Genomic DNA, 23,836 nt, shown 5'->3' on the forward strand with positions numbered 1-23,836 from the left:
ACCGATAGGGATCAGACCTGGTCCGTAAGGTACTTTCTCCCTTCGGGCCGCTCGGAGGCGGCGACGGACGGAGGTCGACTCGTGGTACAGGCGTACATCCTCATCCAGACGGAGGTCGGCCGGGCGCGTGACGTGGCCGGCCTCATCTCGGATCTTGCCGGCGTGGTACGCGTCGACGCCGTCACCGGGCCGTACGACGTGGTCGTGCTCACCGAAGCCAACACCGTCGACGAACTCGGCAAGCTCATCGTCAGCAAGGTGCAGATGATACCCGGCATCACCCGCACCCTCACGTGTTCGGTGGTGCGCCTGTAAGTGGACAAGACGACTGACACTCCCGTGACCGATTCCGTCCAGCCGGACGGGGCCGCCACCGACCGGCCGGCCCCCGACCGTACGACCCGCAGCGCCGCCCTGATCGCGACGCTCGTCGCGCTGCCGGTCACCCTGCTGGTGGGCGGCCTCGCGTTCGCCCAGTTCTCCCCCGACGAGCAGGCCGAGCCGGCCGCCTCGCCGAGCGCCACCGTCGCCGGCCCGCAGTCCACCGCCCCGGTCGAGATGGCCGCGCCGGCGCTGGCCGAGCGGCCCGCCACGGTCTGCCGCGCCCTGCTCTCCCAGCTGCCACCGACCGTCGGCGACCTGGCGCAGCGCCCGGTCACCGCCGGCCCCGAGCAGAACGCCGCGTACGGCGACCCGGCGGTCACCGTGGCCTGCGGCGGCACCGAACCAGCCGTCGGCGAGACGGACGAACTGCTCATCGTCAACGGCGTCTGCTGGCATCCCACGCAGGCGACCGACGTCACCGTCTTCAGCACGCTGGACCGGGAGACCACGGTGACCGTCCGGGTGCCGGGCGCCTACCAGCCGCCGGCCAAGTGGCTCCCCCTGATCTCCGACACGGTGGTGGCATCGGTGCCCTCCGGCGGCGACGCCCCGAGCGGCTGCCGCAACTGACCCTCCCCGGCCCCGCCCGCCACGGGCAGGCCGGATCGGGACGAGGGCGAGGATCCGTTCTCGCCGCGGTGGGCGTCGCCACCCGTCCCGCCCGCGCTGGCGGCCGCCGCACGGCGGAGAGGCCCCCTCCTGAACGCCTGCCGGAAGGCAGGGTGTCCGGCGCGTTCGTGGGCCCGGTTGGCCACGCGGACCGGTCTGCTGAGCCCGGCGCCAGCGTTCCGGGTTGGCGAACCGACCTATCGGTAGGTAGGTTGATGGCATGACCTCTCCCGCCGTCAGCGTCACCGACCTGACAAAGTCCTACGGAGCCCGCCACGCGCTGCACCACCTCTCGCTGACGATCGGACGCGGCAGCCGCACGGTGGTGCTCGGCCACAACGGCGCCGGCAAGTCCACGCTTCTGGAGATCATCGCCACGCTGCGCGCCCCGACCTCCGGCACGGTGACCGTCGAGGGGCACGACGTGGTCACCCGGGCCCGCGAAGCGCGCCGGCTGATCGGCCTCACCCCGCAGTCCAACGCCCTGGACCCCCTCGCCACCCCGGCCGAGGTGCTTGCCTTCCAGGCTGCCGCGCTCGGGCTCGGCCGCCGCGACGCCACTCGCCGGGCACGGGAACTCCTCGATCTCTTCGGCCTCGGGGAGCATGGCGAGACGCGGATCTCGAAACTGTCCGGGGGAACCCGACGCAAGGTCGACCTCGCCGTGGCTCTCGTGGCGGAGCCACCCGTCGTGATCCTCGACGAACCGACGACAGGTCTCGATCCGCTCAGCCGCCTCGACTTCTGGCACGAGCTCAAGCGACTCAACCAGGACGGGAGAACCCTCCTGGTCTCGACTCAGGATCTCCACGAGGCGGACGTCCTCGCCACCGACATCGTGGTGCTCCGCGACGGCACGGTCGCCGCGCAGGGTTCCCCCGGGTCGCTCAAGCAACGCGTGGGGGAACGCACCCTGACCCTGGCGCTGGCAGACGCGGACACCGCGCGGAGGCTGCTCCGCACCTCGCAAGCCCCGTTCCGCGCCGCACCCGACGAGCCGCACACGGTACGCCTCGCGCTTCCCGACACCCCGGGTGCGCTGAAAGTCGCGCTCGACGACATCGGCCGGGTCGCGGGTGGGGTGAGCGAACTCCGCCTGAGCGAACCCTCACTTGACGATGTCTTCATGGCACTCGCCGCTCGCTGACCCGAACCACACGACTCTCCGGAAGGACACCATCGTGGCACTCCCCGCCGTCCCGCTCGCCCCCGCGCGCAGCGCCGCGATCCCGGTCACCGTCGCCGCGATCCGCCGCTCCACCCGGGTCGTCCTGCGCTCTCCGGCCCTGCTGGTCGCCCCGGTCGCACAGTCGCTGTTCTTCCTGCTGGTCTACTCCGGGCAGCTCGGCACCGTCGGCAGCAACTATCTCGCGGGCGGCAGCTTCATCTCGTTCCTGCTCCCGCTGATCCTGCTCACCGGCGTCGCCACGGGCGCGGGCGCCGCAGGCACACTCGTCCTCGGGGATGTCACCAGCGGATACCTCGATCGGCTCCGCCTGGCGCACGGCACATCCGCCCCGTTCCTCGTCGGCGCCGTCGTCGCGGCCCTCGTCGCCGTCACCATCCAGATGGTCGTCACGATCGCCGGGGCCGCGCTCATCGGCTACCGGCCGCAGAGCTGGTCCGGCACGGCTGCGATGATCCTCCTCCTGCTGGCGCTCGGGTTGGGTGTCGCTCTGCTCAGCATCGCGGTGGCGATCCGCACCGCGTCGGCAGCGAGCACCAATCTCGTCACCCTGGGCGTGTTCGGGCTGTCCTTCTTCACCGGGGTGTTCGCTCCGGTGGACGAGCTCGCCGGATGGATGCGTGCGATCGCGACCTTCAATCCGCTCACCTACATCGTCGAGGCGGCCCGTACGGTCGCGAGCGGCGCCGCGCTCCCGGCCCCGCCAGTCGCTCTCGCCGTCCTCGCTACGCTGGTCGGCACCGGGGCCGCCGCATGCGCCCTCGCCCTCGACCACGCGCGGAGGAACCGATGAGCCCCACCGCGGACACCCGCGCGCGGATCATGGATGCATTCGGCGAGCAACTGGCGGCCACCGGCTATCCAGGGATCTCGCTGCTCGGCGTCGCGCGGACGGTCGGCATCCAGAAGCCGTCCATCTATCACCACTTCCCGGGCGGCAAGGAAGAGCTGTACGCGGCCGTCGCGGTGAGATTCGTCGAGCAGCTCCACAGCCGCATGACCGCGGCGCTCTCGATGGAAGGGCCGACGGAGGACAGGTTGCGAGCGCTCGCGGTCGTCTCGGCGGAGCACTCCACCCACACCATCTCGTTCGAGCAGCGCATCTACGACGCGCTCGACCACGTCTCGGAGGAGACGAGAACGGACGTGTCGCGCCGGTACGTGCGTGGCGTACTCGATCCCGTCGTCGCGCTCTTCGCCCGTGCGGTCGAGGCAGGAGACGTCTCAGGGGATCCCTGGTTCCTCACGAACGCCTTCCTGCATCTCGCCCGCGCGACCGACACGAAGACGCCGGACGGAGCGGCCCAGGTCGTCGCCCTGTTCCTGAACGGCGCCCGGCCCCGCTGAGGAACGGACCGGCTGGCCGCTGAGGGACGGACCGGCTGGCCGGTGAGGGACGGGCCGGCTGGCCGGCCTGCCGACCCGGGTGGTGGGCGGCTGGGCCAGCCCAGCACCTTCGGACCGGCCCTGCCGCACGGTCAGTGCAGGCCGGTGCCGCGGTGCAGGGCGGTACGGATGAGGCGGTTGACGAGCTTCGGGTACTCCAGCCCCGACGCCGCCCACATCCGGGGGAACATCGACGTCGGCGTGAAGCCCGGCATCGTGTTGATCTCGTTGAGGTAGACGTCCAGCTCCGGGGTGACGAAGAAGTCGACCCGGGCCAGGCCGGCGCAGTCGAGCGCGGTGAAGGCGCGGGCGGCGTACTCCTGGATCTGGCGGGTCACCCGCTCGGGCAGGCCGGCGGGAATGTCGTACTCGCAGGCACCCTCGGCGTCGATGTACTTCGCCTCGAAGTCGTAGAAGTCGTAGTCGCCGACGACCCGGACCTCGGCGAGCACCGACGCCTCCGGCGCGCCGCCGGCCTCGCCCTCCAGCACACCGCACTCGATCTCGCGGCCGACGACCGCCCCCTCGACGAGCACCTTCGGGTCGATCTGGCGGGCCGTGGCGACGGCGGCGTCCAGGTCCGCCCAGTCGGTGACCCTGGTGATGCCGAACGACGAGCCGGCCCGGGACGGCTTGACGAAGACCGGCAGCCCGAGCCGTTCCTTCTCCGCCTCGCTCAGCGTCATCCCGTTGCGCAGCACCGCGTAGGGCCCCACCGGGATGCCCTCGGCGACGCAGAGCTTCTTGGTGAACTCCTTGTCCATGGCGGCGGCGGAGGCGAAGACGTTCGCGCCGACGTACGGGATGCCGGCCATCTCCAGCATGCCCTGGATGGTGCCGTCCTCGCCGTAGGCGCCGTGCAGCACCGGGAAGACCACGTCGACGTCGGCGAGCGCCCGGGGGCCCTCGGTGGGGTGGAACACCATGAGCCCGTTGCCGGTCGGGTCGGCGCGCAGCACGATGTCGGTGCCGGACTCGGCGGTGATCTCCGGCAGGCGACGCGCGGTGATCGCCAGCTGGGCGGGGTCGCCGCTGGTCAGCACCCACTGGCCGGCGCGGGTGATGCCCACCGGCACCACCTCGAACTCGTCCGGGTCGAGTGCGCCGAGCACGCTGCCGGCGCTGACGCAGGAGATGCCGTGCTCCGGGCTGCGGCCGCCGAAGACGATCGCCACGCGGGTCCTGCCTGGGGTGGTCACTGCGTCACCTCGTTCGTACGCGACTGCTCCGGTCGGGTCGCTCACGCGGTTGACCTTACTGTGCGTGGCGGGTGCCGGCTGCCGATACCCGGGGACCGCCGGACGACACGGCAATCGGTCAACAAAGGATATACGTTGCGTAACCGCCCGTACGGCCACGGTAGCCGCCGGTCCGGCGGAGGCAGCCGCGGGACCGGCCCCGCCGCCGGCGCGGAATCCGGGACGGTGACGGCACCCGGTGCCCACTACGCTGCACGTCCTATGAGCGCTGATCCCCTCATCGAGTCCCTGTTGGCGGCCCTGGACGCCCGCCCCGACGACCTGCCGCTGCGCGTGCACCTCGCCGGACTGCTGCTGGACGCCGGCCGGGCCGGGGAGGCGATCGCACAGGTCGGGCAGGCACTCGCCCGGGATCCGGGCAACGCGCAGGCGCAGGCGTTGATGCAGCGGGCGCTGGGTGGCTCCGTACCGCCGCCGGCGTCGACGCCGCCCCCGACGGACCCGCAGCCGCCGACGCGACGCCCGGCCCCGGCCGACGGTCCGGCCGCGACCGCCGACCAGGATCCGCTCGCGGCCTACGAGCAGGAACTGGCGGACGTGGTGCCGCCGCGCTTCGCCCGCGCCGGCGACGAGCCGGAGTCGGTCACCGGCGACTCCGACCGGGTGTACGACGTGGAGACCTCCGGCGTCCGGCTGGCCGACGTGGGCGGCATGTCGGCGGTCAAGGAGCGGCTGGAGTTGGCCTTCCTCGGCCCGCTGCGCAACCCGCAACTGCGCAAGATGTACGGCAAGAGCCTGCGCGGCGGCCTGATGCTCTACGGCCCGCCCGGCTGCGGCAAGACGTTCCTGGCCCGGGCGGTCGCCGGCGAGATGGGCGCGAAGTTCCTCTCGTTGTCCATCGTGGACGTGCTCGACATGTGGCTGGGCAACTCGGAGCGCAACCTGCACGAGCTGTTCCAGGCGGCCCGCCGCAACGCCCCCTGCGTGCTCTTCCTCGACGAGGTCGACGCGCTGGGGCACAAGCGCTCACAGACCAACTCCAGCTCGATGCGGACGCTGGGCAACCAGTTGCTGGCCGAACTGGACGGCATGGAGGGCAGCAACGAGGGGGTCTTCGTGCTGGCCGCCACCAACACGCCGTGGGACGTGGACCCGGCGCTGCGCCGGCCCGGGCGGCTGGACCGGGTGGTGCTGGTGCTGCCGCCGGACGCCGAGGCGCGCCGGTCCATCCTGGAGTACCACCTGCGGGAGCGGCCCATCGCGGGGATCGACCTGCGGAAGATCGTCGCGGCCACGGAGGACTACTCGGGCGCCGACCTGGCCCACCTCTGCGAGACGGCCGCCGAGTTCGCGATGGCCGACTCGGTACGCACCGGCGAGGTGCGCATGATCGAGCAGCGGGACCTGGAGCGGGCGGTCAAGGAGGTCCGGCCGTCGACGAAGCCGTGGATGGCCACCGCCCGCAACGTGGCGATGTTCGCCAACGAGGGGGGCACCTACGACGACCTGGTCGCCTATCTGAAGGGGCGCAGGATGCTGTGACGCCGGACGGCCCGGCGGGGCGCCGGGCCGCGCCTCCCGCCGGGCCGGGCCGCCTGCCGGATGGTCTTCCGCCCGGCGGGGCCGCTCCGGCGAACGCACGCACCGGGGGTCAGCCGCGCGCGTGCCGCCGGCCGATGGCGATCACCTTGACCCGCTGCCGGCCGGCCCGCACCATGCCCAGCGCCATGAACGCGCCCGCGATCCGGTCGGCCGCCTCCCGGCTGCTCGCCCCGACCACCTGACGACGTCGCTCGGGACAATTGCGTTCGTCGCGGCCGGTGCCCTCGGCCGGTCGCACATCGGTGAGCACCACCAGGAACCGCGTCATCGGTGCCCGCCGGCGCGGTCGGCGCGGGCCTGTCGGGCAGTACGCACGTCGAATCCCTTCCGGCTGGCGGGCCACGGAGGGCGTGGCACGCGGCGATCGGGTACGGGGGAGAAACCCGATCACCGCGCGCCCCATCCCCTCCGGTCACTCACCACCACCGTCGCCACGACAACCGGCGGTGAGGACGCGATGACAGACTGACATGTCCACAGCCATGAATGCAACTCTCATCGGCGTTCTCTCATCTACACCTTCCCGGCAAGATGTGCGACGATCGATGCATGGCTCCCAAGACCGCCCGTGCCCGGCGACTGGGCATCGCGCTGCGTACCCACCGGGAAGCCGCCGGCCTCACGCTGGAGGCGGCGGCGGACGAGATCAGCAGCACCCGCAGCACCCTGTCCCGCTACGAGAACGCGCAGACGCTGGTCAGCCCCGCCACCGTGCGCGCCCTGCTCACCCTCTACCGGGTGGGCGCCGACGAGGTGGCCGCCGCCGTGCAGCTGGCCAAGGACGCGCGCAAGCCCGGCTGGTGGGTGTCCTACTCGTACCTGCTGGACCGGCGCACCATCGACTTCATCGCCCTGGAGGCGGAGGCGACCGGGATCGCCAACTTCGAACCGTCGGTGGTGCCGGGTCTGTTGCAGACCGCCGACTACATCCGGGGCGTGATGCGGGGCGGCCCGCACACCCTCAGCGACGACGAGGTGGAGCAACGCGTCCAGCTCCGGTTGGACCGGCAGGAGCGGCTCATCAGCGACCAGCCCCCGATCCTGGACGCCATCATCGACGAGGGCGCGCTGCTGCGGCCCGTCGGCGACCGGTCGGTGATGGAGTCGCAGCTGCACCACCTGGTCAAGATGGGCGAGCTGCCCAACATCACGGTCCAGGTGATCCCGCTCGCCGCCGGCTACCACCGGGGCACCAGGGGCTCGCTGCACATCCTGGAGTTCGCAGATCCGGAGGACCCGATCATCGCCTCGGTCGAGACGGTGGCCGGGCAGATGGTCCTCGACCGGCCGGGCGACCTGCGTACCTGCACCAAGATCATGGAGCACCTGCGGACCGTCGCGCTCAGCCCGGCGGACAGCCGCGACCAGCTCGTTCAACTCCTGAAGGGACGGTAGGACATGACACCGACGATCAGCGCGGCGCTGGCCGTGGCGCGGTGGCGCAAGAGCAGCCGCAGCGGCGACGAGGGGGCGTGCGTGGAGATGGCGGTGCTTCCGGGGACGGTCGCCGTACGCGACTCGAAGGACCCGTCCGGCCCCGCCCTGCTCTTCCCGCCGACCGCCTGGGCCGCCTTCGTCGGGGCGCCGCCCGGCCACTGACCCTCCCTCCGAAGAGGCGCCGGCGCGCCCGCTGACCACGTCGCGCCGGCGCCCTGCCGGCGGCGGTCCCACCGTTGGGAGCCGGTGGGGCCGTCGCCCGGCGGGTCAGCGCGCCGGAAAGGCAGGTGGGCTCGGCCCGCCGGAAAGACGAGTGGCTCGGCCCGCCGGAAAGGCGAGTGGGTCAGCGGCCGGATCGGCGGCACGGCGGAGCCGGGCTCAGCGCGGACGGCGGGCCGTGACGGCGGTGGCGTCCCGCTCGTCGTCGTGGCTCACCGTGGGATGCAGGCCCACGGCGGTCAGCGCGGCGCACAGGGCGTCCACCTGTGCCTGTCCCGCCTCCACCACCAGGTGCCCGCCCGGGGCCAGCCAGCGCGCCGCGCCCTCGGCCACGCGGCGCAGCACCGTCAGCCCGTCCGGCCCACCGTCGAGGGCCACCGGCGCCTCGTGCAGCCGGGCCTCCGGCGGCATCAACGCCACCGCCGCCGTCGGCACGTACGGGGCGTTGGCCAGCACCAGGTCCAGCCGCCCCCGCCAGCGCACCGGCAGCGGGTCGTACAGGTCGCCCTCGAAGACCGGGACGGCCAGCGGGGCGAGGTTGCGCCGGGCGCAGGCCACGGCGGCGGGGTCCACGTCGGCGGCGGCCAGCCAGCGTGGCGCGAGCCTGCGGGCCAGCGCCACGGTGGTCGCGCCGGAGCCGCAACACAGGTCCACCACGGCCGCCGCCGGCCCGGTCACCGCGACGGCGGCGTCGACCAGCAGGGCGGTACGCGCGCGCGGCACGAACACGCCGGGGTCGACGGCGATCCGTTCGCCGCAGAACTCCGCCCAGCCGAGCACGTACTCCAGCGGCGCCCCGGCGACCCGGCGGTCGACGAGGCCCGCCAGCGCCTCGACCGAGTCGGCGGCGGCGATCAGCAGCTCCGCCTCGTCCTCGGCGTAGACGCAGCCGGCGGCGCGCAGCCGGTGCACCAGCGCGGCCCGGTCGGGGCGGTAGGCGGGCCGGTCGGGGCCGTGGGAGGAGACGGTCACCGGGAGCCTCCGGGGCGCCTCGTCCACGCCCCCGGGCCGGGGGCGTCAGCCGCCGCGCTCAGCGGCTCGCGTCCAGCGCGGCGGCCACGTCGGCGACCAGGTCGACGGGGTCCTCGATCCCGCAGGAGAGCCGGACGAAGCCGGGCGGGGTGTCGTCGCCCCACTGGGCCCGCCGGTCGGCGGTGGTGTGCAGGCCACCGAAGGAGGTGGCCGCGGCCACCAGCCGGGCCGCGTCGAGGAACCGCGCCACCCGGTCGGCGTCGCCGAGGTCGAAGCAGAGCACCCCGGGGATCCGCCGCATCTGCACCGACGCCACCGGGTACGCCGGGTCGCCGGGCAGCCCCGGCCAGCGCACCCCGGTCACGTCGTCCCGCGCCGCGAGCAGCTCGGCGAGGGCCTGCGCGTTCGCCGTCTGCCGGCCCAGCCGCAGGTCCAGGGTGGCCAGCGAGCGGTGCGCGAGCCAGGCGTCGAACGCGCCGGGCACCGCCCCGGTGGCGTCCCGCCAGGCGGTGACCGCGTCCCGCAGCTCGGGCGAGCGGGTCGCGACGTAGCCGATCAGCAGGTCGGAGTGCCCCGTCAGGGCCTTGGTCCCGGAGGCCACCACGACGTCGGCGCCCAGGTCGAGCGGACGCTGCCCGAGCGGCGTGGCCGTGGTGTTGTCGACGGCGACCAGGGCACCGGCGGCGTGTGCCCGGGCGGCCAGCGCCGCCACGTCGGCGACGTCCAGGCCGGGGTTGGCCGGGGTCTCCAGCAGCACCAGGCGTACGCCGTCGAAGTCCGGGTGCGGGCCCTCGGTCGGGGCGAGGAGCACCCGTACGCCGATGCCCTCCAGCGTGTCGGCGGCGAAGGCGCGGACGGAGAAGTATCCGTCCGACGGGAGCACGACGGTGTCGCCCGGCCTCAGCACCGTCAGCAGCAGCCCCGTGATCGCGGCCTGCCCGCTGGCGAAGACCCGGCAGTCGCCGCCCTCCAGTTCCCCGACCGCCGCCTCCAGCAGCCGCCGGGTGGGGTTGTCCGGCCGGCCGTAGCCGTCGCGTGCCGCCGCCGGCCCCGCCCACGGGTCCAGGTGGTACGGCGCCGCGAACACCGGCCCGGGCAGGAACGGCTGGCCGGGGGCCGGCGCGGGCAGACCGGCGTGGACGCAGCGGGTGCCGTCCTGGTGTTCGGCCATGTCCCTCACTCCGGTTTGGTGGTGCGGCTCATCAGGGCCCCGACGGCGAGCCGCGGGTCCATGCCCTCGTGGCAGACCAGCTCGACCTGCTCGGTGATCGGCATCTCCACCGCGTGCGCCCGGGCCAGGTCGCGCAGGGCCAACGCGCTCTTGACGCCCTCGGCGGTCTGCCGGGTGGCGATGCGGGCCTCCTCCAGGGTCGCGCCCCGGCCCAGGTGCTCGCCGAAGGTGCGGTTGCGGGCCAGCGGCGACGAGCAGGAGGCGACGAGGTCGCCCATCCCGGCCAGGCCGGCGAAGGTGAGCGGATCGGCGCCCAGGGCCACCCCGAGCCGGGCCGTCTCGGCCAGCCCCCGGGTGACGATCATGGCCCGGGTGTTGTCGCCGAAGCCCATCGCCACCGCGATGCCGTACGCCAGGGCGATGACGTTCTTCACCGCGCCGCCCAGCTCACAGCCGATGACGTCGTCGTTGGTGTACGGCCGGAAGTAGGGCGTGGTGATGGAGCGCTGCACCTGCGTGGCCCGGTCGGCGTCGGTGCAGGCGACCACGGTGGCGGCGGGCTGCTCGGCGGCGATCTCCGGGGCCAGGTTGGGGCCGGAGACCACCACCACCCGGTCCGCCGCCACGCCGGTGGTCTCCACGATCACCTCGCTCATCCGCCTGGTGGTGCCCAGCTCGATGCCCTTCATCAGCGACACCAGGGTGGCGTCCGGGTGCAGGTGCGGGGTCCACCCGGCCAGGTTGCCGCGCAGCGTCTGCGACGGTACGGCCAGCACCACCAGCTCCGCCCCGGTGATCGCCTCGGCGGCGTCCCCCGTCGCCGTGACCCGGGACGGCAGCAGCACGTCCGGCAGGTACTCCGGGTTGCGCCGCTCGGCGCGGATGGTGTCGGCGATCTCCTGCCGACGGGCCCAGACGGAGACGTCCCGGCCGGCGTCGGCCAGGATCTTGGCGAACGCGGTGCCCCACGACCCGGCCCCCAGCACCGCGACGTGGCCGCTCACGCCGTCGCCCCCGGGCGCCGTCGCTCGCCGGCGGGGCGGGCAGTGCGTTCCCACAGTGGTGGCGGGGTGCCGCCCCGGATCTCGGCGAGCATGTCACGAAGGCGCAGCATGATGGTGTCGGTCATCTCCTCGAGGACGGCTCTCGTCGGGGTCGCCCCGGACCAGGGGCCCAGGTCGACGGGGGGTCCGGCGACCACGGTCACCGGGATGCGGGGGCGGGGGTTGAGCCGGGAGCGACGCGGGTCGAACATCCGCTCCGGGCCCCACATGACGAGCGGAACCACGGGCGCCCCGGTGGCGAGCGCGAGCCGGGCCGCGCCGGTCTTGCTCTTCATCGGCCACAGGTCCGGCTCGCGGGTGATGGTGCCCTCCGGGTAGATCACCACCGCGCCGCCCCGGTCGAGCGCGGCGACGAGATGGTCGAGCGACCGCACCGCGTCCACGGTGTCGCGTTCGACCGGGATCTGCCGGCACCGGTGCAGGATCCAGCCCATCACCGGGACCCGGAACACGCTCGCCTTGCCGAGGAACTGCGGCCAGCGGCCGGAGTCGTAGATGAAGTGCGCAGCGACGAGCGGGTCGGCGTGCGAGATGTGGTTCGCCACGATGATCACGCCGCGGTCGCCGCGCAGGTGCTCCATCCCCCGCCAGGTACGCCGGGTCCACATGATCAGCACCGGCTTGACCAGCACGACGGCGAACCATTGCCAGAACCCCAGCCTCGGCCGTGTCACCCACGCCTCCTCGTGCCGCCCCGCGCCGCACCGGATCCGCACCCGGTGACACCCGCAGCGGAAATCATGCCTGTTCGACCCCGGTCCGGCCAGAGAGGGTACCGCCCTCCGGCTGGCAGGATGGCGGTGTGAGTCAGCCGAGGTGGACCGTGGTGGTGCCGGTGAAGCGCCTCGCCGCCGCGAAGAGCCGGCTGCGGGGGGCGCTGCCGGCCGTACCGCACGAGGAGCTGGCGCTGGCCCTGGCCGCCGACACGGTCGCCGCGGTGCGGGCCTGCCCGGCGGTCGCCGGGGTGTTCGTCGTCACCGACGACGCCCGCGTGGCCGAGGTCGCGCACCGTGCGGGCGCCCGGGCGGTGCCCGACGCCCCCGGCGCCGGGCTGAACGCCGCCTTCCGGCACGGCGCGTCGGTCGCCGCCGACGGCTGGCTGGCGGGGCTCACCGCCGACCTGCCCGCGCTGCGCCCCGCCGAGTTGGCGGCGGCGCTGCGGGCGGCGCAGGCCGCACCCCCCGGCGTACGCCGGTACGTGGCCGACGCCCCCGGCGAGGGCACCGTGCTGTTGACCGCGCCGCCGGGCGTGCCCCTGGATCCCCGCTTCGGGGTCGGCTCCGCCGCCGCGCACGCCGCGAGCGGGGCGCTCGCCCTCACCGGGGAGTGGCCGAGCCTGCGGCGGGACGTGGACACCGCCGACGACCTGGCCGAGGCGGCCCTGCTCGGGCTCGGACCCCGCACGGCCGCGCTGGCCGCCGGCTGCCCGGCCTGAGGGGCGTGTAGCGTGCGGGACATGCAGGGCACGGTGGCCACCTACGACGCGGCGACCCGCAGCGGGACGCTGCTCCTCGACGACGGCACCGAGCTGGCCTTCCCGGCCCGCGCGTTCGACGCCTCCGGGCTGCGGCTGCTCCGCCTCGGCCAGCGGCTGCGCGTCGAGACCGACGCGACCGGCGGGGTGGTCCGGGTGACATTGCCGACCATGGCCTGAGCGGCTGGCGGAAGTTCATTTTGCGTTAACCGCATCCGGGTGATTATGGGCAGGTGAGCACCCCTCGCAAGCACCCCGCCAACCGCCCGCACACCGACCCGGCCGCACCCCGCAACGGCACCCGGGCCCGGGGCGCCGACGGCCGCTTCCACGCCGCCGTCCCCGGCGCAAACCCCGGGGACACAGTTGACGGCACCACCGGGGACGCGGCCGGCGGGACCACCGGGGAGACAGCCGGCAGGGCTGCCGGGGTGGAGGCCGCCGGGACCGACGCGGCTGCCGCCTCCGCCGGGCTGGAGGAGGTGCTGGACCAGGTGCCCGGCCCACCCGCCGAGGCGCCCGGCCTCACCGACGAGCCGCCGGTGGCCGAGCCGCTGCCGGAGGACCGCTTCCTCAACCGGGAGCTCTCCTGGCTCGACTTCAACGCCCGGGTGCTCGCCCTCGCCGAGGACCCGCGCACGCCGCTGCTGGAGCGGGCCAAGTTCCTGGCCATCTTCGCCAGCAACCTCGACGAGTTCTACATGGTCCGGGTCGCCGGGCTGAAACGCCGGCTCCAGGCCGGCCTGCCGGTACGCGGCGGGGACCGGATGCCGCTGCGTACACAGCTCGAACTGGTTGCCGAGAAGGCCGCCGCGCTGGTCACCCGGCACTCGGCCTGCTTCACCGACGACGTGCTGCCGAAGCTCGCCGCCGAGGAGATCCGGATCCTGCGCTGGAGCGACCTGGACGACCCCGAGCGGGAGCGGCTGCGCACCTACTTCCGGGAGCAGATCTTCCCGGTGCTGACCCCGCTCGCGGTGGACCCCGCGCACCCCTTCCCGTACATCTCCGGGCGCTCGCTCAACCTCGCGGTGGCGGTGCGCGATCCCGACGGCGGCTCGGAGTTCTTCGCCCGGGTGAAGGTGCCGAACAACGTGCCCCGCTTCGTACGGGTGCACCGCGACCTGCCGGGCCTGCGGATGCTGCCCGTGGAGGACCTGATCTCGGTGCACCTGGGGCAGCTCTTCTCCGGCATGCAGGTGGTCGAGTGCCACCTGTTCCGGGTCACCCGCAACGCCGAGGTGGAGGTCGACGAGGACCGCGACGAGGACCTGCTCCAGGCACTGGAACGGGAGCTGGCGCGGCGCCGGTTCGGCCCGCCCGTACGGCTGGAGGTGGCCGCCTCGATCTCCGAGCGCGTACTGGAACTGCTCGTCCGCGAGTTGGACATGCACGACCAGGAGGTGCTGCGGGTCCCCGGCCTGCTCGACCTCTCCGCGCTCTGGCAGCTCTACAACGAGGCCGACCGGCCGGACCTGAAGGATTCGCCGTTCGTGCCGGCCACCCATCCCCGGCTCACCGAGGGCGAGGTGCCGCGCAGCGTCTTCGCGACCCTGCGCGACGGGGACATCCTGGTCCACCACCCGTACCACTCGTTCGCCACCAGCGTGCAGCGGTTCATCGAGCAGGCCGCCGCCGACCCGGACGTGCTGGCCATCAAGCAGACCCTCTACCGCACCAGCGGCGACTCCCCCATCGTGGACGCGCTGGTCGACGCGGCGGCGGCCGGCAAGCAGGTGGTCGTGCTGGTCGAGCTGAAGGCGCGCTTCGACGAGGTGGCCAACATCGGCTGGGCGCGCACGCTGGAGCGCGCCGGCTGCCACGTCGTCTACGGCCTGGTCGGGCTCAAGACGCACTGCAAGACCGCCCTGGTGGTACGCCAGGAGGGCAACCAGATCCGCCGCTACTGCCACATCGGCACCGGCAACTACCACCCGAAGACCGCCCGGCTCTACGAGGACTTCGGCATGCTCACCGCCGACCCGGAGATCGGGGCCGACCTGACCGACCTGTTCAACGTGCTCACCGGCTACAGCCGGCAGACCGCGTACCGCCGGCTGCTGGTGGCGCCGCAGGGCATCCGCCGTGGGCTGATCGAGCGGATCGAGCGGGAGATCAGGCACGTCCGGCTGGGCATGCCCGGCCTCGTGCAGATCAAGGTGAACTCGCTGGTCGACGAGGAGGTCACGGACGCGCTCTACCGGGCCTCCCGGGCCGGCGTCCACGTGGACCTGGTGATCCGGGGCATGTGCACGCTGCGGCCGGGGGTGCCCGGCCTGTCGGAGAACATCCGGGTCCGCTCGATCCTGGGGCGGTTCCTGGAGCACTCCCGCATCTTCCGGTTCGGCAACGACGGCGACGCCGAGTTCTGGATGGGCTCGGCCGACCTGATGCACCGCAACCTGGACCGCCGCGTCGAGGCGCTGGTCCGGGTGAGCGACCCCGTCGCCCGGGCCGAACTGGACCACGTGCTGACCGCCGCGATGAGCCCCGACGTCGACGCGTTCGAGCTGGCGCCGGACGGCACCTGGAGCCGGCGTACGGGCACCGCCGACGAGGAGCCGGTGCACCTCCAGGAGTTGCTGCTGCGTCGTGTCGGTGGCACGGCGGGCTGACCGGTACCCGCATAGGCTGACCTGATGCTGGATGAGCGGGACGCGCCCGGCTCCGGTCGGGACCGGCCGGCCGGGGGCCCGGACGCGACGGCCCCGATCCGGGCGGCGGGCGGGGTCGTGTGGCGTACCGCCGACGGCGCCGGGCCGGCCGGCGGGCGCGCGGCCGGCGGGGTGCTGGTCTGCGTGGTGCACCGGCCCCGCTACGACGACTGGTCGCTGCCGAAGGGCAAGCTGGAGCCCGGCGAGCATCCGCTGCTCGCCGCCGTGCGGGAGGTGGCCGAGGAGACCGACGTCCGGGCGGTGCCGCAGGTACGGCTGCCCACCGTGCGCTACCGCAGCGAGGGCCGCCCGAAGGTGGTCGACTACTGGTCGATGCGGGCGGCGGCCGAAGGCGGCTTCCAGCCGGCCACCGAGGTCGACGACGTGCGCTGGCTCGGCGTGGACGAGGCGGTCCGGCTGGTCAGCTACCCGCACGACGCCGAGGTGCTGGCCGCGTTCGCGGCCCTGCCGACGGTCACCGGGACGGTGGCGCTGGTCCGGCACGCCCACGCCGGCAGGCGGGCCACCTGGTCGGGCCCGGACACCGGCCGGCCCCTCGACGCCCGGGGTTGGGCGCAGGCCCACGCGCTCGCCCCGCTGGTGGCGCTGGTCCGCCCGGTACGCCTGCTGTCGGCCTCGGCGCGTCGCTGCGTACAGACCCTCGACCCGGCGGCGGCGCTGCTCGACCTGCCGATCGAGGTCGACGGCGACCTGGACGAGCCGCGGCCCGGTCAGCAGCCCGACGAGTGCGCGTTGGCCGCCGCCGCCCGCCTGGTCGCGCTGGCGGCGACCGGAGAGCCGGTGGGGGTGTGCAGCCAGGGCAAGGTGATTCCGGGCGCCCTGGGCCGGCTCAGCGGGCTGCCGGACGACTTCACCACCCCGAAGGGCGGCGGCTGGCTGCTCGCCTTCGCCGGCGACCGGCTGCTCGCCTTCGACCGTCTCTGACTCCGGGTCCACGCCGGTGCGCGTGGGTCAGGTCGGCGGCAGGGTCAGGGTCACCACGACCGGCAGGTGGTCACTGGCCGTCCCCGGTGGGGCCGCCGCGTCGCCGGCCGCCAGGTCGGGCGTGACGAGGATGTGGTCGATCTGCTGGCGCGGGGCGTCGGCCGGGCTGGTCGGCAGGGGGCGGGCGGCGGCCAGCGCGTCGACCAGACCGGCCCGGGTGAACTCGGCGAACGCCGGGTCGTCCGGCCCGGTGTTCAGGTCACCGGCGACCACCAGGGGTCGGCCGGCGGCGTACCGGACGGCGAAGTCGGCGACCGCGCGGGCCTGGACCACCGGATCCTCGCCCGGCGGCGGTTGCAGGTGGGTGGCGACGACCGCGAGGCGGACGTCCCCGCTGAAGTCGACGGTGATCCCGAGAGCCTGCGCCCCGGTGGGCGCGCCGACGGCCGGCAGCGGCCGGGTCCGCGCCGCGACCAGGGGCCACCGGCTCAGCACGGCGTCGCCCCAGAGCGGGTCGGCGGCGGGCGCGAAGACGTACGGCATGTCGAGCCGCTCCGCCAGCAGGTCGAGCGTGTCGTGCCCGCCGTTGAGCAGCCAGCCCCGGTCCACCTCGCTGAGCGCCACGACGTCGGCTCCCGCGACGGCCCGCGCCAACGCGTCCGGGTCGAAGCGGCCGTCCATCCCGAACCCCATCCGCACGTTGTACGCCGCCACCCTGACCGTCTCGGGCGGCCCGGGCCGGTTGGTGGCGACCAGCACCTCGTCGCTGGCGACCGCGGCGAGCAGCGTCAGTACGGCTGCCGTGGCGGCCGTCCGCACCGGCGGCAACGGCGACCGGGCCGGCACCGGGGTGGGCCGGGTCGCCAGCGCGACGGCGGCGACCAGCACCGCCACCGCCACCGGCACCCCGGCATTGGGGTAACCCAGGTCGTAGGCGGCGTAGTACGCCACCGCCGCGACGGCGAAGACGAGCATCCCGCCGGCGGCGGCGTACCCGCGTCGGGCGGCCACCCGTGCCGGCTCCGGTCCGCCGCCGGCCGACCCGGCGGACGGGGCCTCGTCGGCGCCGGCCCGTCCGTCGGCGGCGCCGGCCAAGGCCAGGCACGCCCCGAGGCCGACGGCGGTGAGCAGGACGGCCGGCAGCAGCAGCATCCCGCGTTCGAGGGCGACGAGGACGGCCCCGCCGACGAGGGCCGCCGGACCCAGCCACCGCCAGGCCCCCCGCAGGGGCGGCGCCAGCGCGGCGAGCAGGAAACCGCCGACGGCCACGGCGAGCGGGGCGGGGCCGAACGCCGGCACCGTGGCCACCCCCGCCTCGCCGGCGGGGTCCGCGCGCAGCAGCCCGAACTGGTACGACATCGCCGTCCGGGCGACCGCCGGGGAGAGGGCCACCATGCCGGCGAGCAGCAGCGCCGGCCCGGCCAGCAGCCAGCCCCGTACGCCGCCCGCCCCGGCCGGGGGCACGGGCCGCGCCTGGCCCGCCAGGAAGAGGCCCGCGACCGCGACCGCCGCGAGCCACGCCGGCCAGGGGCCGAAGAACGCCGAGCGGTACGTGTCCAGCACCGTGTGCACGCCGGCGCCGACCGCCATCCCCAGCGCCAGCCCGGGTACGGGGCGGTCGGTGCCGGCGGCGGCGCCGGCAAGCCACACCAGCCCGGCGAGCAGCCCCGCCGTGGCGAGCCAGAGCTGGAGCCGCCCGCCGGGCTGGCCGTTGACGGCGAGACGCGCCACGACCAGCAGCACGGCGGCGACGAGCGTGCCGGGGCGGGTGCCCACCCGGCGCAGCAGCGCGGGCGCGACCAGGGCGAGCAGGAACCAGCCGAACGCGAACGCCCCCAGCAGTTCGGCGGGTGTCGAGGCGGCCTGCCCGAAGATGGTGATCACCGCCGGCAGGAAGACGCGCAGCACGTCGACCAGGAGCACGACGCCCAGGGCGAGGGTGACGGTGGGGAGGTGGCGGTAGCGCACGGGGCTGCCTTTCGCCGACCGGAAGGGGTGCGGCGATTCTGCGGGCGCGGCACGCTCGCGGTCAACGGGTGGGGCGGACACGACGGAGGGCGCCCACCGGCCGGTGGGCGCCCTCCGCGTACCGCTCGACTCAGCGCTTGGTCGCTGCCTTCCTGGCCGGAGCCTTCTTCGCCGTGGTCTTCTTCGCCGCGGTCTTCTTGGCCGCCGCGCTCTTGCTCGCCGTCGCGGCGGTCTTCTTCGCCGCCGTGGACTTCGTCGCCGCCGTGGACTTCGTCGCCGCCGCGGTCTTCTTCGCCGGGGCGGCCTTGGCGGTCGTGGTCTTCTTCGCCGCGGTCGTCCTGGTCGCCTTCGCCGCGGGGGCCTTCTTGGCCGCCGTGGTCGCCTTCGCCCCGGTCGCCTTCGCGCCCGTCGCCTTGGCTCCGGTGGCCTTGGTCCCGGTGGCCTTGGCTCCGGTCGCCTTCGCCCCGGTGGTCTTGGCCCCCGTCGTCTTGGCCGCCGCAGTGGACTTGGCGGCGGACGTGGTCTTGGCGGCCGCCGCGGTCTTCTTCGCCGCCGCCGTGGCCTTCGGCACCTTGCCGCTGGCCACCATCTCCTTGAATCCGGCGCCCGGACGGAAGGTCGGGACGGATGTCTTCTTGACCTTCACCGCCTCACCTGTCCGCGGGTTGCGCGCTGTTCGGGCGCCCCGGACGCGCTTTTCGAACGCTCCGAATCCGGTGATCGCCACCTTCTCGCCCTTGGTGACCGCCGCCTGGACCTCAGCGAGGACCGCGTCGAGCGCGGCCGTCGCCGTCTTCCGGTCCCCCAGGCGAACGGCGAGCGCCTCGATGAGCTCGGCCTTGTTCACGACTTCCTCCCGATTGTGCAACTGACTCGACGCGAGCCATTCTGCGCGCACGGTATGCCCTGTGCTGCCGCTACACAAACATTCGGTCGAAAAAAGCCCTTGTGTCGTAACGGATTCGCCCCCGCCGGTGGGACCGACGGGGGCGGAAACCGCTGTGGGATCGGGCGTACGGCTATGCGATCGAGGGCAGGAACGGCAGCCGGGTGGTCTCGTACGCGCTGATCTCCGCCTCGTGGCGGAGGGTGAGTCCAATGTCGTCCAAGCCCTCCAGCAGCCGCCAGCGGCTGAAGTCGTCCAGCGGGAACGGCCAGGTGGACTCGCCGACGCGCACCTCGCGGGCGGTCAGGTCGACGGTGACCGGGGTGGTCGGATCGGCCTCCACCCGGTCCCAGATCTCCTCGATCGCCTTCAATTCCAGCTCGACCGGGAGCAGACCCTCCTTGAGCGCGTTGCCCCGGAAGATGTCGCCGAAGCGGGGCGAGATGACGGCACGGAAGCCCCAGTCGCGCAGCGCCCAGACGGCGTGCTCCCGGGAGGAGCCGGTGCCGAACTCCGGACCCGTCACAAGAATCGACGCACCCGAATGGGCTTGATCGTTGAGTACGAATTCCGGGTCCTCGCGCCAGGCGTTGAACAAGCCGTCCGCGAAACCGGTTCGGGTCACCCGCTTGAGGTACACGGCGGGGATGATCTGATCGGTGTCCACGTTGGACATCCGCAGCGGCACGGCGGTACCCGTGTGGGTGGTGAACCTCTCCATCTGAATGCCCTTCTACAGGTCGGCGGGAGCGGCCAGCCGGCCCGCCACGGCGGTGGCGGCGGCGACCGGCGGGGAGACCAGGTGGGTGCGTCCGCCCCGGCCCTGGCGGCCCTCGAAGTTGCGGTTGGAGGTGGAGGCGGAGCGCTGGCCCGGCGAGAGCGTGTCCGGGTTCATGCCCAGGCACATGGAACAGCCGGCGAAGCGCCACTCGGCGCCGGCGTCGGTGAAGACCTTGTCCAGCCCCTCCGCCTCGGCCGTCTCGCGGACGGCGGCGGATCCGGGCACGACCAGCATCCGCACCCCGTCGGCGACCCGGTGCCCGCGCAGCACGTCGGCGGCGGCCCGGAGATCCTCCAGCCGGCCGTTGGTGCAGGAGCCGACGAAGACCACGTCGATGGCGAGGTCCCGCAGCGGGGTGCCGGGGCGCAGGTCCATGTACTCCAGCGCACGCCGGGCGGCGGTCTGCTCGGTCTCGGTGCCGAAGTCCTCCGGTGCCGGCACCACCGCGCCCAGCGGCGCGCCCTGGCCCGGGTTGGTGCCCCAGGTGACGAACGGGGTGACCGCCGCGGCGTCCAGGGTCACCTCGGCGTCGAAGGTCGCGCCCTCGTCGGTGGGCAGGGTCCGCCACCAGGCGACCGCCGCGTCCCAGTCGTCGCCCTGCGGGGCGTTCGGCCGCCCCTTCAGGTACGCGAAGGTGGTCTCGTCCGGCGCGATCATGCCGGCCTTGGCGCCCCACTCGATGGACATGTTGGCGACGGTCATCCGCCCCTCCATGGACAGCGACCGGATGGCCTCGCCGCGGTACTCGACGATGTATCCGCGGCCGCCGCCAGTGCCGACCTGGGCGATCAGCGCGAGCACCAGGTCCTTGGCGGTCACCCCGGGGGCGAGCTGCCCCGTGACGTTCACGGCCATCGTCTTCGGCCGGATCTGCGGCAGCGTCTGCGTGGCCAGCACGTGTTCGACCTCACTCGTGCCGATGCCGAACGCGAGCGCGCCGAACGCGCCGTGGGTGGCCGTGTGCGAGTCGCCGCAGACGATGGTCATGCCCGGCTGGGTGACGCCGAGCTGCGGGCCGATGACGTGCACGATGCCCTGGTTCTCGTCGCCCAGCGAGTGCAGCCGCACCCCGAACTCGGCGCAGTTGCGGCGCAGCGCCTCGATCTGCGTACGCGAGGTGGGGTCGGCGATGGTGAGCAGGTCGCCGCGCCGCTGCCGGAACGCCGGGTCGGCGTACCCCGTCGGGGTGTTGTGGTCCTCCGTGGCGAGCGTGAGGTCGGTGCGACGCACCCGACGCCCGGCGAGGCGCAGCCCGTCGAAGGCCTGCGGGCTCGTCACCTCGTGCAGCAGGTGCAGGTCGATGAAGAGCAGATCGGGCTCGCCCTCGGCGGCCCGGACGAGGTGTGCGTCCCAGACCTTCTCGGCCAGGGTCCTCGGCTTGGCAGTAGTGACTCCCACCATCTGGACATCCTAAATTCTGGGAGGTAAGTTTCGGCTTGTGGGACACAGTATGAGCGGTGTCGGCGTTCTCGACAAGGCGGTGGTCATTCTGGCCGCCTGCATCGACGGCGCCAGCCTGGCCGAACTCGTTGAACGCACCAAGCTGCCCCGGGCCACCGCGCACCGGCTGGCACAGGCGCTGGAGATCCACCGGATGCTGGTCCGGGACACCCAGGGGCGCTGGCGTCCCGGCCCGCGCCTGGGTGAGCTCGCCAACGCCGCGCCGGACGTGCTCCTGACGGCGGCGGAGCCGCTGTTGGCGGCGCTGCGGGACGCGACGGGCGAAAGCGCCCAGCTCTACCTGCGCCGCGCCGACGAGCGCATCTGCGTGGCCTCCGCGGAACGGGCCAGCGGCCTGCGGGACACCGTGCCGGTCGGCTCGGTGCTGCCGATGACGGCGGGCTCCGCGGCGCAGATCCTGCTCGCCTGGGAGCCGCCCGAGGCGGTGATGCCGCTGCTCCCCCGGTCGAAGTTCACCGGCCGCACCCTCGCCGAGGTACGCCGCCGGGGCTGGGCGCAGAGCGTCGCCGAGCGCGAGGCCGGTGTGGCCAGCGTCTCCGCGCCGATCCGCGACCGCACCGGTCGGGTCATCGCCGCGATCAGCATCTCCGGCCCCATCGAGCGCCTGGGACGCCGCCCCGGCGAACGCCACGCGATGGCCGCCGTCCGGGCCGGCCAACGCCTCTCCGGCCTCTGACCGCCCTCCGCTGGCTGGTCGGGCGCCGGAATCCGGGGCGGGCCGAGGGGCGGAACGCGAAACGGCCCGTCCCACCGGGGTGGGACGGGCCGTTCGAGATGTAGCCCCGACCGGATTCGAACCGGCGCTACCGCCTTGAGAGGGCGGCGTCCTGGGCCGCTAGACGACGGGGCCAAGACTTCGCTGCTTCCACCGCCCTCGCGAGCGGTGCCGCTGTAGTCTAGCGGCGTCCCCTCCGGGGACGAAATCGGGGCGACCGGGCCGGCGCGACCAGGACGGAACGGCCGGGCCACGGCAGACGGCGGCGCCCGGACGCGCGAAACGGGTCCGTCCCACGGCATGGAACGGCATACCGCGTGGAACGGCATACGGCGTGGAACGGCATACGAAACGGCCCGCCCCACCGGAGTGGAACGGGCCGTTCGAGATGTAGCCCCGACCGGATTCGAACCGGCGCTACCGCCTTGAGAGGGCGGCGTCCTGGGCCGCTAGACGACGGGGCCAGAACCTGCTTGCGGCACCACTTCGCAAGTGGTGCCGCTGGACTCTACCAGAGAGAACCCCGATCCCCTGACCGGGAATCGGAGTCATCTCCTACGAGATCCAGCGCCCGAGGCTCTTCCGAACCTCGGCTGCGCTGGGGTACCAGGACTCGAACCTAGACTAACTGAACCAGAATCAGTCGGGCTGCCAATTACCCCATACCCCATTGGCCCCTTGCGGTGCCGGGAACAAACCTTACCCTCCCGGTGCCGACAGGCCAAATCGAACCCCCCGAACCGCCTCTGAGCTGCGGAAACGGGACTCGACGCGGATCAGGCGACCGGCACCACCGGGTTGCTCAGCTCCCCGATCCCCTCGATCCGCACGGTCACCGTATCCCCGTCCGTGAGCGGGCTAACCCCCGCCGGCGTGCCGGTGAGCACCACGTCGCCGGGGAGCAGCGTCATCACGTGTGAGACGTACGACACCAGGGCCGGCACGTCGAAGACCATGTCCCGGGTCCGGCCGAGCTGACGCACCTCCATCTCCTCGGGATCGCGGCCCACCTCGCAGCGGATCTCCAGGTCGCGGACGTCGAGCCCGGTGGTGATCCACGGGCCGATCGGGCAGAACGAGTCGAAGCCCTTGGCGCGGGTCCACTGGCCGTCGGAGCGCTGGAGGTCCCGGGCGGTGACGTCGTTGGCGCAGGTGTAGCCGAAGATGGCCCGCTCGGCGGCGGCCCGGTCGGCCCGGCGGGCCCCCGGCGCGCCGATCACCACGGCCAGCTCGGCCTCGTGCTCGACCTGCTTGGAGAAGATCGGCAGCCGGATCGCGTCCCGGGGCCCGATCACGGAGGTGGACGGCTTGAGGAAGAGCAGCGGCTCCTTCGGCACCTCGCTGCCGTGCTCGGCCGCGTGCTCGGCGTAGTTGCGGCCGACGCAGACGACCTTGCTGGGCAGGATCGGCGAGAGCAGGCGGACGTCCGACAGCGCCCACCGGGCGCCGCTGAAGGTGATCTGGCCGAACGGGTGGCCCTCGATCTCGGCGACGGTCAGGCCCTGCGGGCCCGCCTCCGGCTCGCCCTCGACGACCCCGAACGACATTCCCTTGGCATGAGCAAAACGAGCGATACGCACCGGGTCAATCTATCCCCGGCGACCAGCGTCCCGACCGAGGCCGCAGGCAGGCGCGCCCGGGCGGCCTCCAACGCGCTCCGTGAACCGGGGCGGGCGCACCCTATGCCACCGTCCACCCACGGGGGCCGGTTTCGCGACTTCGT

The 23,836-nt window shown here is 73.7% G+C and carries 24 protein-coding genes and 3 tRNA genes; 13 read left to right on the forward strand and 14 right to left on the reverse strand.

Annotated elements, in window-relative coordinates; translation table 11 throughout:
- The first annotated feature begins 81 nt into the window (after positions 1-81).
- The 5 genes from ACGFIR_RS11695 (at position 82) to ACGFIR_RS11715 (ending at position 3,526) form a co-directional block, all read left to right on the forward strand.
- On the forward strand, positions 82-315 hold the full coding sequence (locus ACGFIR_RS11695) for an Lrp/AsnC ligand binding domain-containing protein (RefSeq protein ID WP_393004455.1): 234 nt from the start codon (positions 82-84) through the stop codon (positions 313-315).
- A 24-nt stretch (positions 316-339) separates the two neighbouring features.
- On the forward strand, positions 340-954 hold the full coding sequence (locus ACGFIR_RS11700; RefSeq protein WP_393004457.1) for a DUF3515 family protein: 615 nt from the start codon (positions 340-342) through the stop codon (positions 952-954).
- 259 nt (positions 955-1,213) lie between these two features.
- Positions 1,214-2,140 carry an ATP-binding cassette domain-containing protein gene (locus ACGFIR_RS11705; protein WP_393004459.1) on the forward strand — a complete coding sequence of 309 codons (927 nt, stop codon included), beginning with the start codon at positions 1,214-1,216 and terminating at the stop codon, positions 2,138-2,140.
- Between the two features lie 34 nt (positions 2,141-2,174).
- Complete coding sequence (locus ACGFIR_RS11710; protein WP_393004461.1) at positions 2,175-2,972, forward strand: ABC transporter permease; 798 nt, start codon at positions 2,175-2,177, stop codon at positions 2,970-2,972.
- Positions 2,969-3,526: a TetR/AcrR family transcriptional regulator gene (locus tag ACGFIR_RS11715; RefSeq protein WP_393004463.1), complete on the forward strand. Its 558-nt coding sequence runs from the start codon at positions 2,969-2,971 to the stop codon at positions 3,524-3,526. Before ACGFIR_RS11710 ends, ACGFIR_RS11715 begins: the two co-directional genes overlap by 4 nt.
- A 131-nt stretch (positions 3,527-3,657) precedes the next feature.
- Here ACGFIR_RS11715 and ACGFIR_RS11720 read toward each other — a convergent pair whose 3' ends face one another.
- Complete coding sequence (locus ACGFIR_RS11720) at positions 3,658-4,764, reverse strand: D-alanine--D-alanine ligase family protein (RefSeq protein WP_393004465.1); 1,107 nt, start codon at positions 4,762-4,764, stop codon at positions 3,658-3,660.
- A gap of 261 nt (positions 4,765-5,025) precedes the next feature.
- Here ACGFIR_RS11720 and ACGFIR_RS11725 point away from each other — a divergent pair, with 261 nt between their 5' ends.
- On the forward strand, positions 5,026-6,306 hold the full coding sequence (locus ACGFIR_RS11725) for an AAA family ATPase (RefSeq protein ID WP_393004467.1): 1,281 nt from the start codon (positions 5,026-5,028) through the stop codon (positions 6,304-6,306).
- A gap of 109 nt (positions 6,307-6,415) precedes the next feature.
- Here the strand turns inward: ACGFIR_RS11725 and ACGFIR_RS11730 are convergent, their stop codons facing one another.
- Positions 6,416-6,634, reverse strand: coding sequence for a hypothetical protein (locus ACGFIR_RS11730; protein ID WP_393004469.1), 219 nt, complete (start codon positions 6,632-6,634; stop codon positions 6,416-6,418).
- Between the two features lie 281 nt (positions 6,635-6,915).
- Between ACGFIR_RS11730 and ACGFIR_RS11735 the strand changes: the two genes are divergently transcribed.
- Together ACGFIR_RS11735 and ACGFIR_RS11740 are read left to right on the forward strand one after the other, a co-directional pair.
- On the forward strand, positions 6,916-7,761 hold the full coding sequence (locus tag ACGFIR_RS11735; RefSeq protein WP_393004471.1) for a helix-turn-helix domain-containing protein: 846 nt from the start codon (positions 6,916-6,918) through the stop codon (positions 7,759-7,761).
- 3 nt (positions 7,762-7,764) lie between these two features.
- A complete protein-coding gene (locus tag ACGFIR_RS11740; RefSeq protein WP_393004473.1) occupies positions 7,765-7,965 on the forward strand; it encodes a DUF397 domain-containing protein in 201 nt (66 codons plus the stop codon).
- Positions 7,966-8,181: 216 nt separating this feature from the next.
- Here the strand turns inward: ACGFIR_RS11740 and ACGFIR_RS11745 are convergent, their stop codons facing one another.
- Genes ACGFIR_RS11745 through ACGFIR_RS11760 form a run of 4 tightly spaced genes read right to left on the reverse strand, consistent with a single transcriptional unit; the run spans position 8,182 to position 11,903 of the window.
- Positions 8,182-8,994, reverse strand: coding sequence for a putative protein N(5)-glutamine methyltransferase (locus tag ACGFIR_RS11745; protein WP_393004475.1), 813 nt, complete (start codon positions 8,992-8,994; stop codon positions 8,182-8,184).
- A 58-nt stretch (positions 8,995-9,052) separates the two neighbouring features.
- Complete coding sequence (locus ACGFIR_RS11750) at positions 9,053-10,165, reverse strand: cystathionine gamma-lyase (RefSeq protein WP_393004477.1); 1,113 nt, start codon at positions 10,163-10,165, stop codon at positions 9,053-9,055.
- A 5-nt stretch (positions 10,166-10,170) separates the two neighbouring features.
- Positions 10,171-11,169 carry an NAD(P)H-dependent glycerol-3-phosphate dehydrogenase gene (locus tag ACGFIR_RS11755; protein ID WP_393004479.1) on the reverse strand — a complete coding sequence of 333 codons (999 nt, stop codon included), beginning with the start codon at positions 11,167-11,169 and terminating at the stop codon, positions 10,171-10,173.
- Positions 11,166-11,903: a lysophospholipid acyltransferase family protein gene (locus ACGFIR_RS11760; protein ID WP_393004481.1), complete on the reverse strand. Its 738-nt coding sequence runs from the start codon at positions 11,901-11,903 to the stop codon at positions 11,166-11,168. Before ACGFIR_RS11760 ends, ACGFIR_RS11755 begins: the two co-directional genes overlap by 4 nt.
- Before the next feature lie 128 nt (positions 11,904-12,031).
- On the opposite strand from ACGFIR_RS11760, the gene cofC reads away from it, so the two are divergent.
- Genes cofC through ACGFIR_RS11780 form a run of 4 tightly spaced genes read left to right on the forward strand, consistent with a single transcriptional unit; the run spans position 12,032 to position 16,302 of the window.
- Positions 12,032-12,664: a 2-phospho-L-lactate guanylyltransferase gene (gene cofC, locus ACGFIR_RS11765; protein ID WP_393004483.1), complete on the forward strand. Its 633-nt coding sequence runs from the start codon at positions 12,032-12,034 to the stop codon at positions 12,662-12,664.
- Between the two features lie 21 nt (positions 12,665-12,685).
- Positions 12,686-12,883 (forward strand): cold-shock protein, encoded by a 198-nt coding sequence (locus ACGFIR_RS11770; RefSeq protein WP_393004485.1) that lies wholly within the window; start codon positions 12,686-12,688, stop codon positions 12,881-12,883.
- 53 nt (positions 12,884-12,936) lie between these two features.
- The gene (locus ACGFIR_RS11775; RefSeq protein WP_393004487.1) at positions 12,937-15,318 is read left to right on the forward strand and encodes an RNA degradosome polyphosphate kinase; all 2,382 of its coding nucleotides are present in this window, start codon (positions 12,937-12,939) and stop codon (positions 15,316-15,318) included.
- 24 nt (positions 15,319-15,342) lie between these two features.
- Positions 15,343-16,302, forward strand: a complete 960-nt coding sequence (locus tag ACGFIR_RS11780) for an NUDIX domain-containing protein (RefSeq protein WP_393004489.1) — start codon at positions 15,343-15,345, stop codon at positions 16,300-16,302.
- A 27-nt stretch (positions 16,303-16,329) separates the two neighbouring features.
- On the opposite strand, the gene ACGFIR_RS11785 is transcribed toward ACGFIR_RS11780, so the two are convergent.
- The 4 genes from ACGFIR_RS11785 to leuC form a co-directional block, all read right to left on the reverse strand.
- Entirely contained in the window at positions 16,330-18,270 is a 1,941-nt protein-coding gene (locus ACGFIR_RS11785; RefSeq protein WP_393144578.1) for an endonuclease/exonuclease/phosphatase family protein, read from the reverse strand.
- A 130-nt stretch (positions 18,271-18,400) separates the two neighbouring features.
- On the reverse strand, positions 18,401-19,117 hold the full coding sequence (locus tag ACGFIR_RS11790) for an HU family DNA-binding protein (protein ID WP_393144580.1): 717 nt from the start codon (positions 19,115-19,117) through the stop codon (positions 18,401-18,403).
- A 172-nt stretch (positions 19,118-19,289) separates the two neighbouring features.
- Positions 19,290-19,877 carry a 3-isopropylmalate dehydratase small subunit gene (leuD, locus tag ACGFIR_RS11795; RefSeq protein ID WP_393144582.1) on the reverse strand — a complete coding sequence of 196 codons (588 nt, stop codon included), beginning with the start codon at positions 19,875-19,877 and terminating at the stop codon, positions 19,290-19,292.
- Positions 19,878-19,889: 12 nt separating this feature from the next.
- The gene (leuC, locus tag ACGFIR_RS11800) at positions 19,890-21,338 is read right to left on the reverse strand and encodes a 3-isopropylmalate dehydratase large subunit (protein WP_393004496.1); all 1,449 of its coding nucleotides are present in this window, start codon (positions 21,336-21,338) and stop codon (positions 19,890-19,892) included.
- A 49-nt stretch (positions 21,339-21,387) separates the two neighbouring features.
- Here leuC and ACGFIR_RS11805 point away from each other — a divergent pair, with 49 nt between their 5' ends.
- Positions 21,388-22,074, forward strand: a complete 687-nt coding sequence (locus ACGFIR_RS11805; protein ID WP_393004498.1) for an IclR family transcriptional regulator — start codon at positions 21,388-21,390, stop codon at positions 22,072-22,074.
- 101 nt (positions 22,075-22,175) lie between these two features.
- Here ACGFIR_RS11805 and ACGFIR_RS11810 read toward each other — a convergent pair.
- The 4 genes from ACGFIR_RS11810 to ACGFIR_RS11825 form a co-directional block, all read right to left on the reverse strand.
- A tRNA-Glu gene (locus tag ACGFIR_RS11810) sits at positions 22,176-22,248 on the reverse strand.
- A 256-nt stretch (positions 22,249-22,504) separates the two neighbouring features.
- Positions 22,505-22,577 (reverse strand) — tRNA-Glu (locus ACGFIR_RS11815).
- Between the two features lie 134 nt (positions 22,578-22,711).
- Positions 22,712-22,783: transfer RNA gene (locus tag ACGFIR_RS11820), tRNA-Gln, on the reverse strand.
- A 106-nt stretch (positions 22,784-22,889) separates the two neighbouring features.
- Positions 22,890-23,693, reverse strand: a complete 804-nt coding sequence (locus tag ACGFIR_RS11825; protein WP_393144584.1) for a fumarylacetoacetate hydrolase family protein — start codon at positions 23,691-23,693, stop codon at positions 22,890-22,892.
- Positions 23,694-23,836: the final 143 nt, after the last annotated feature.

Source organism: Micromonospora sp. NPDC049051 (assembly GCF_043197575.1).
In the GTDB taxonomy this organism is placed as follows: Bacteria; Actinomycetota; Actinomycetes; order Mycobacteriales; family Micromonosporaceae; genus Micromonospora.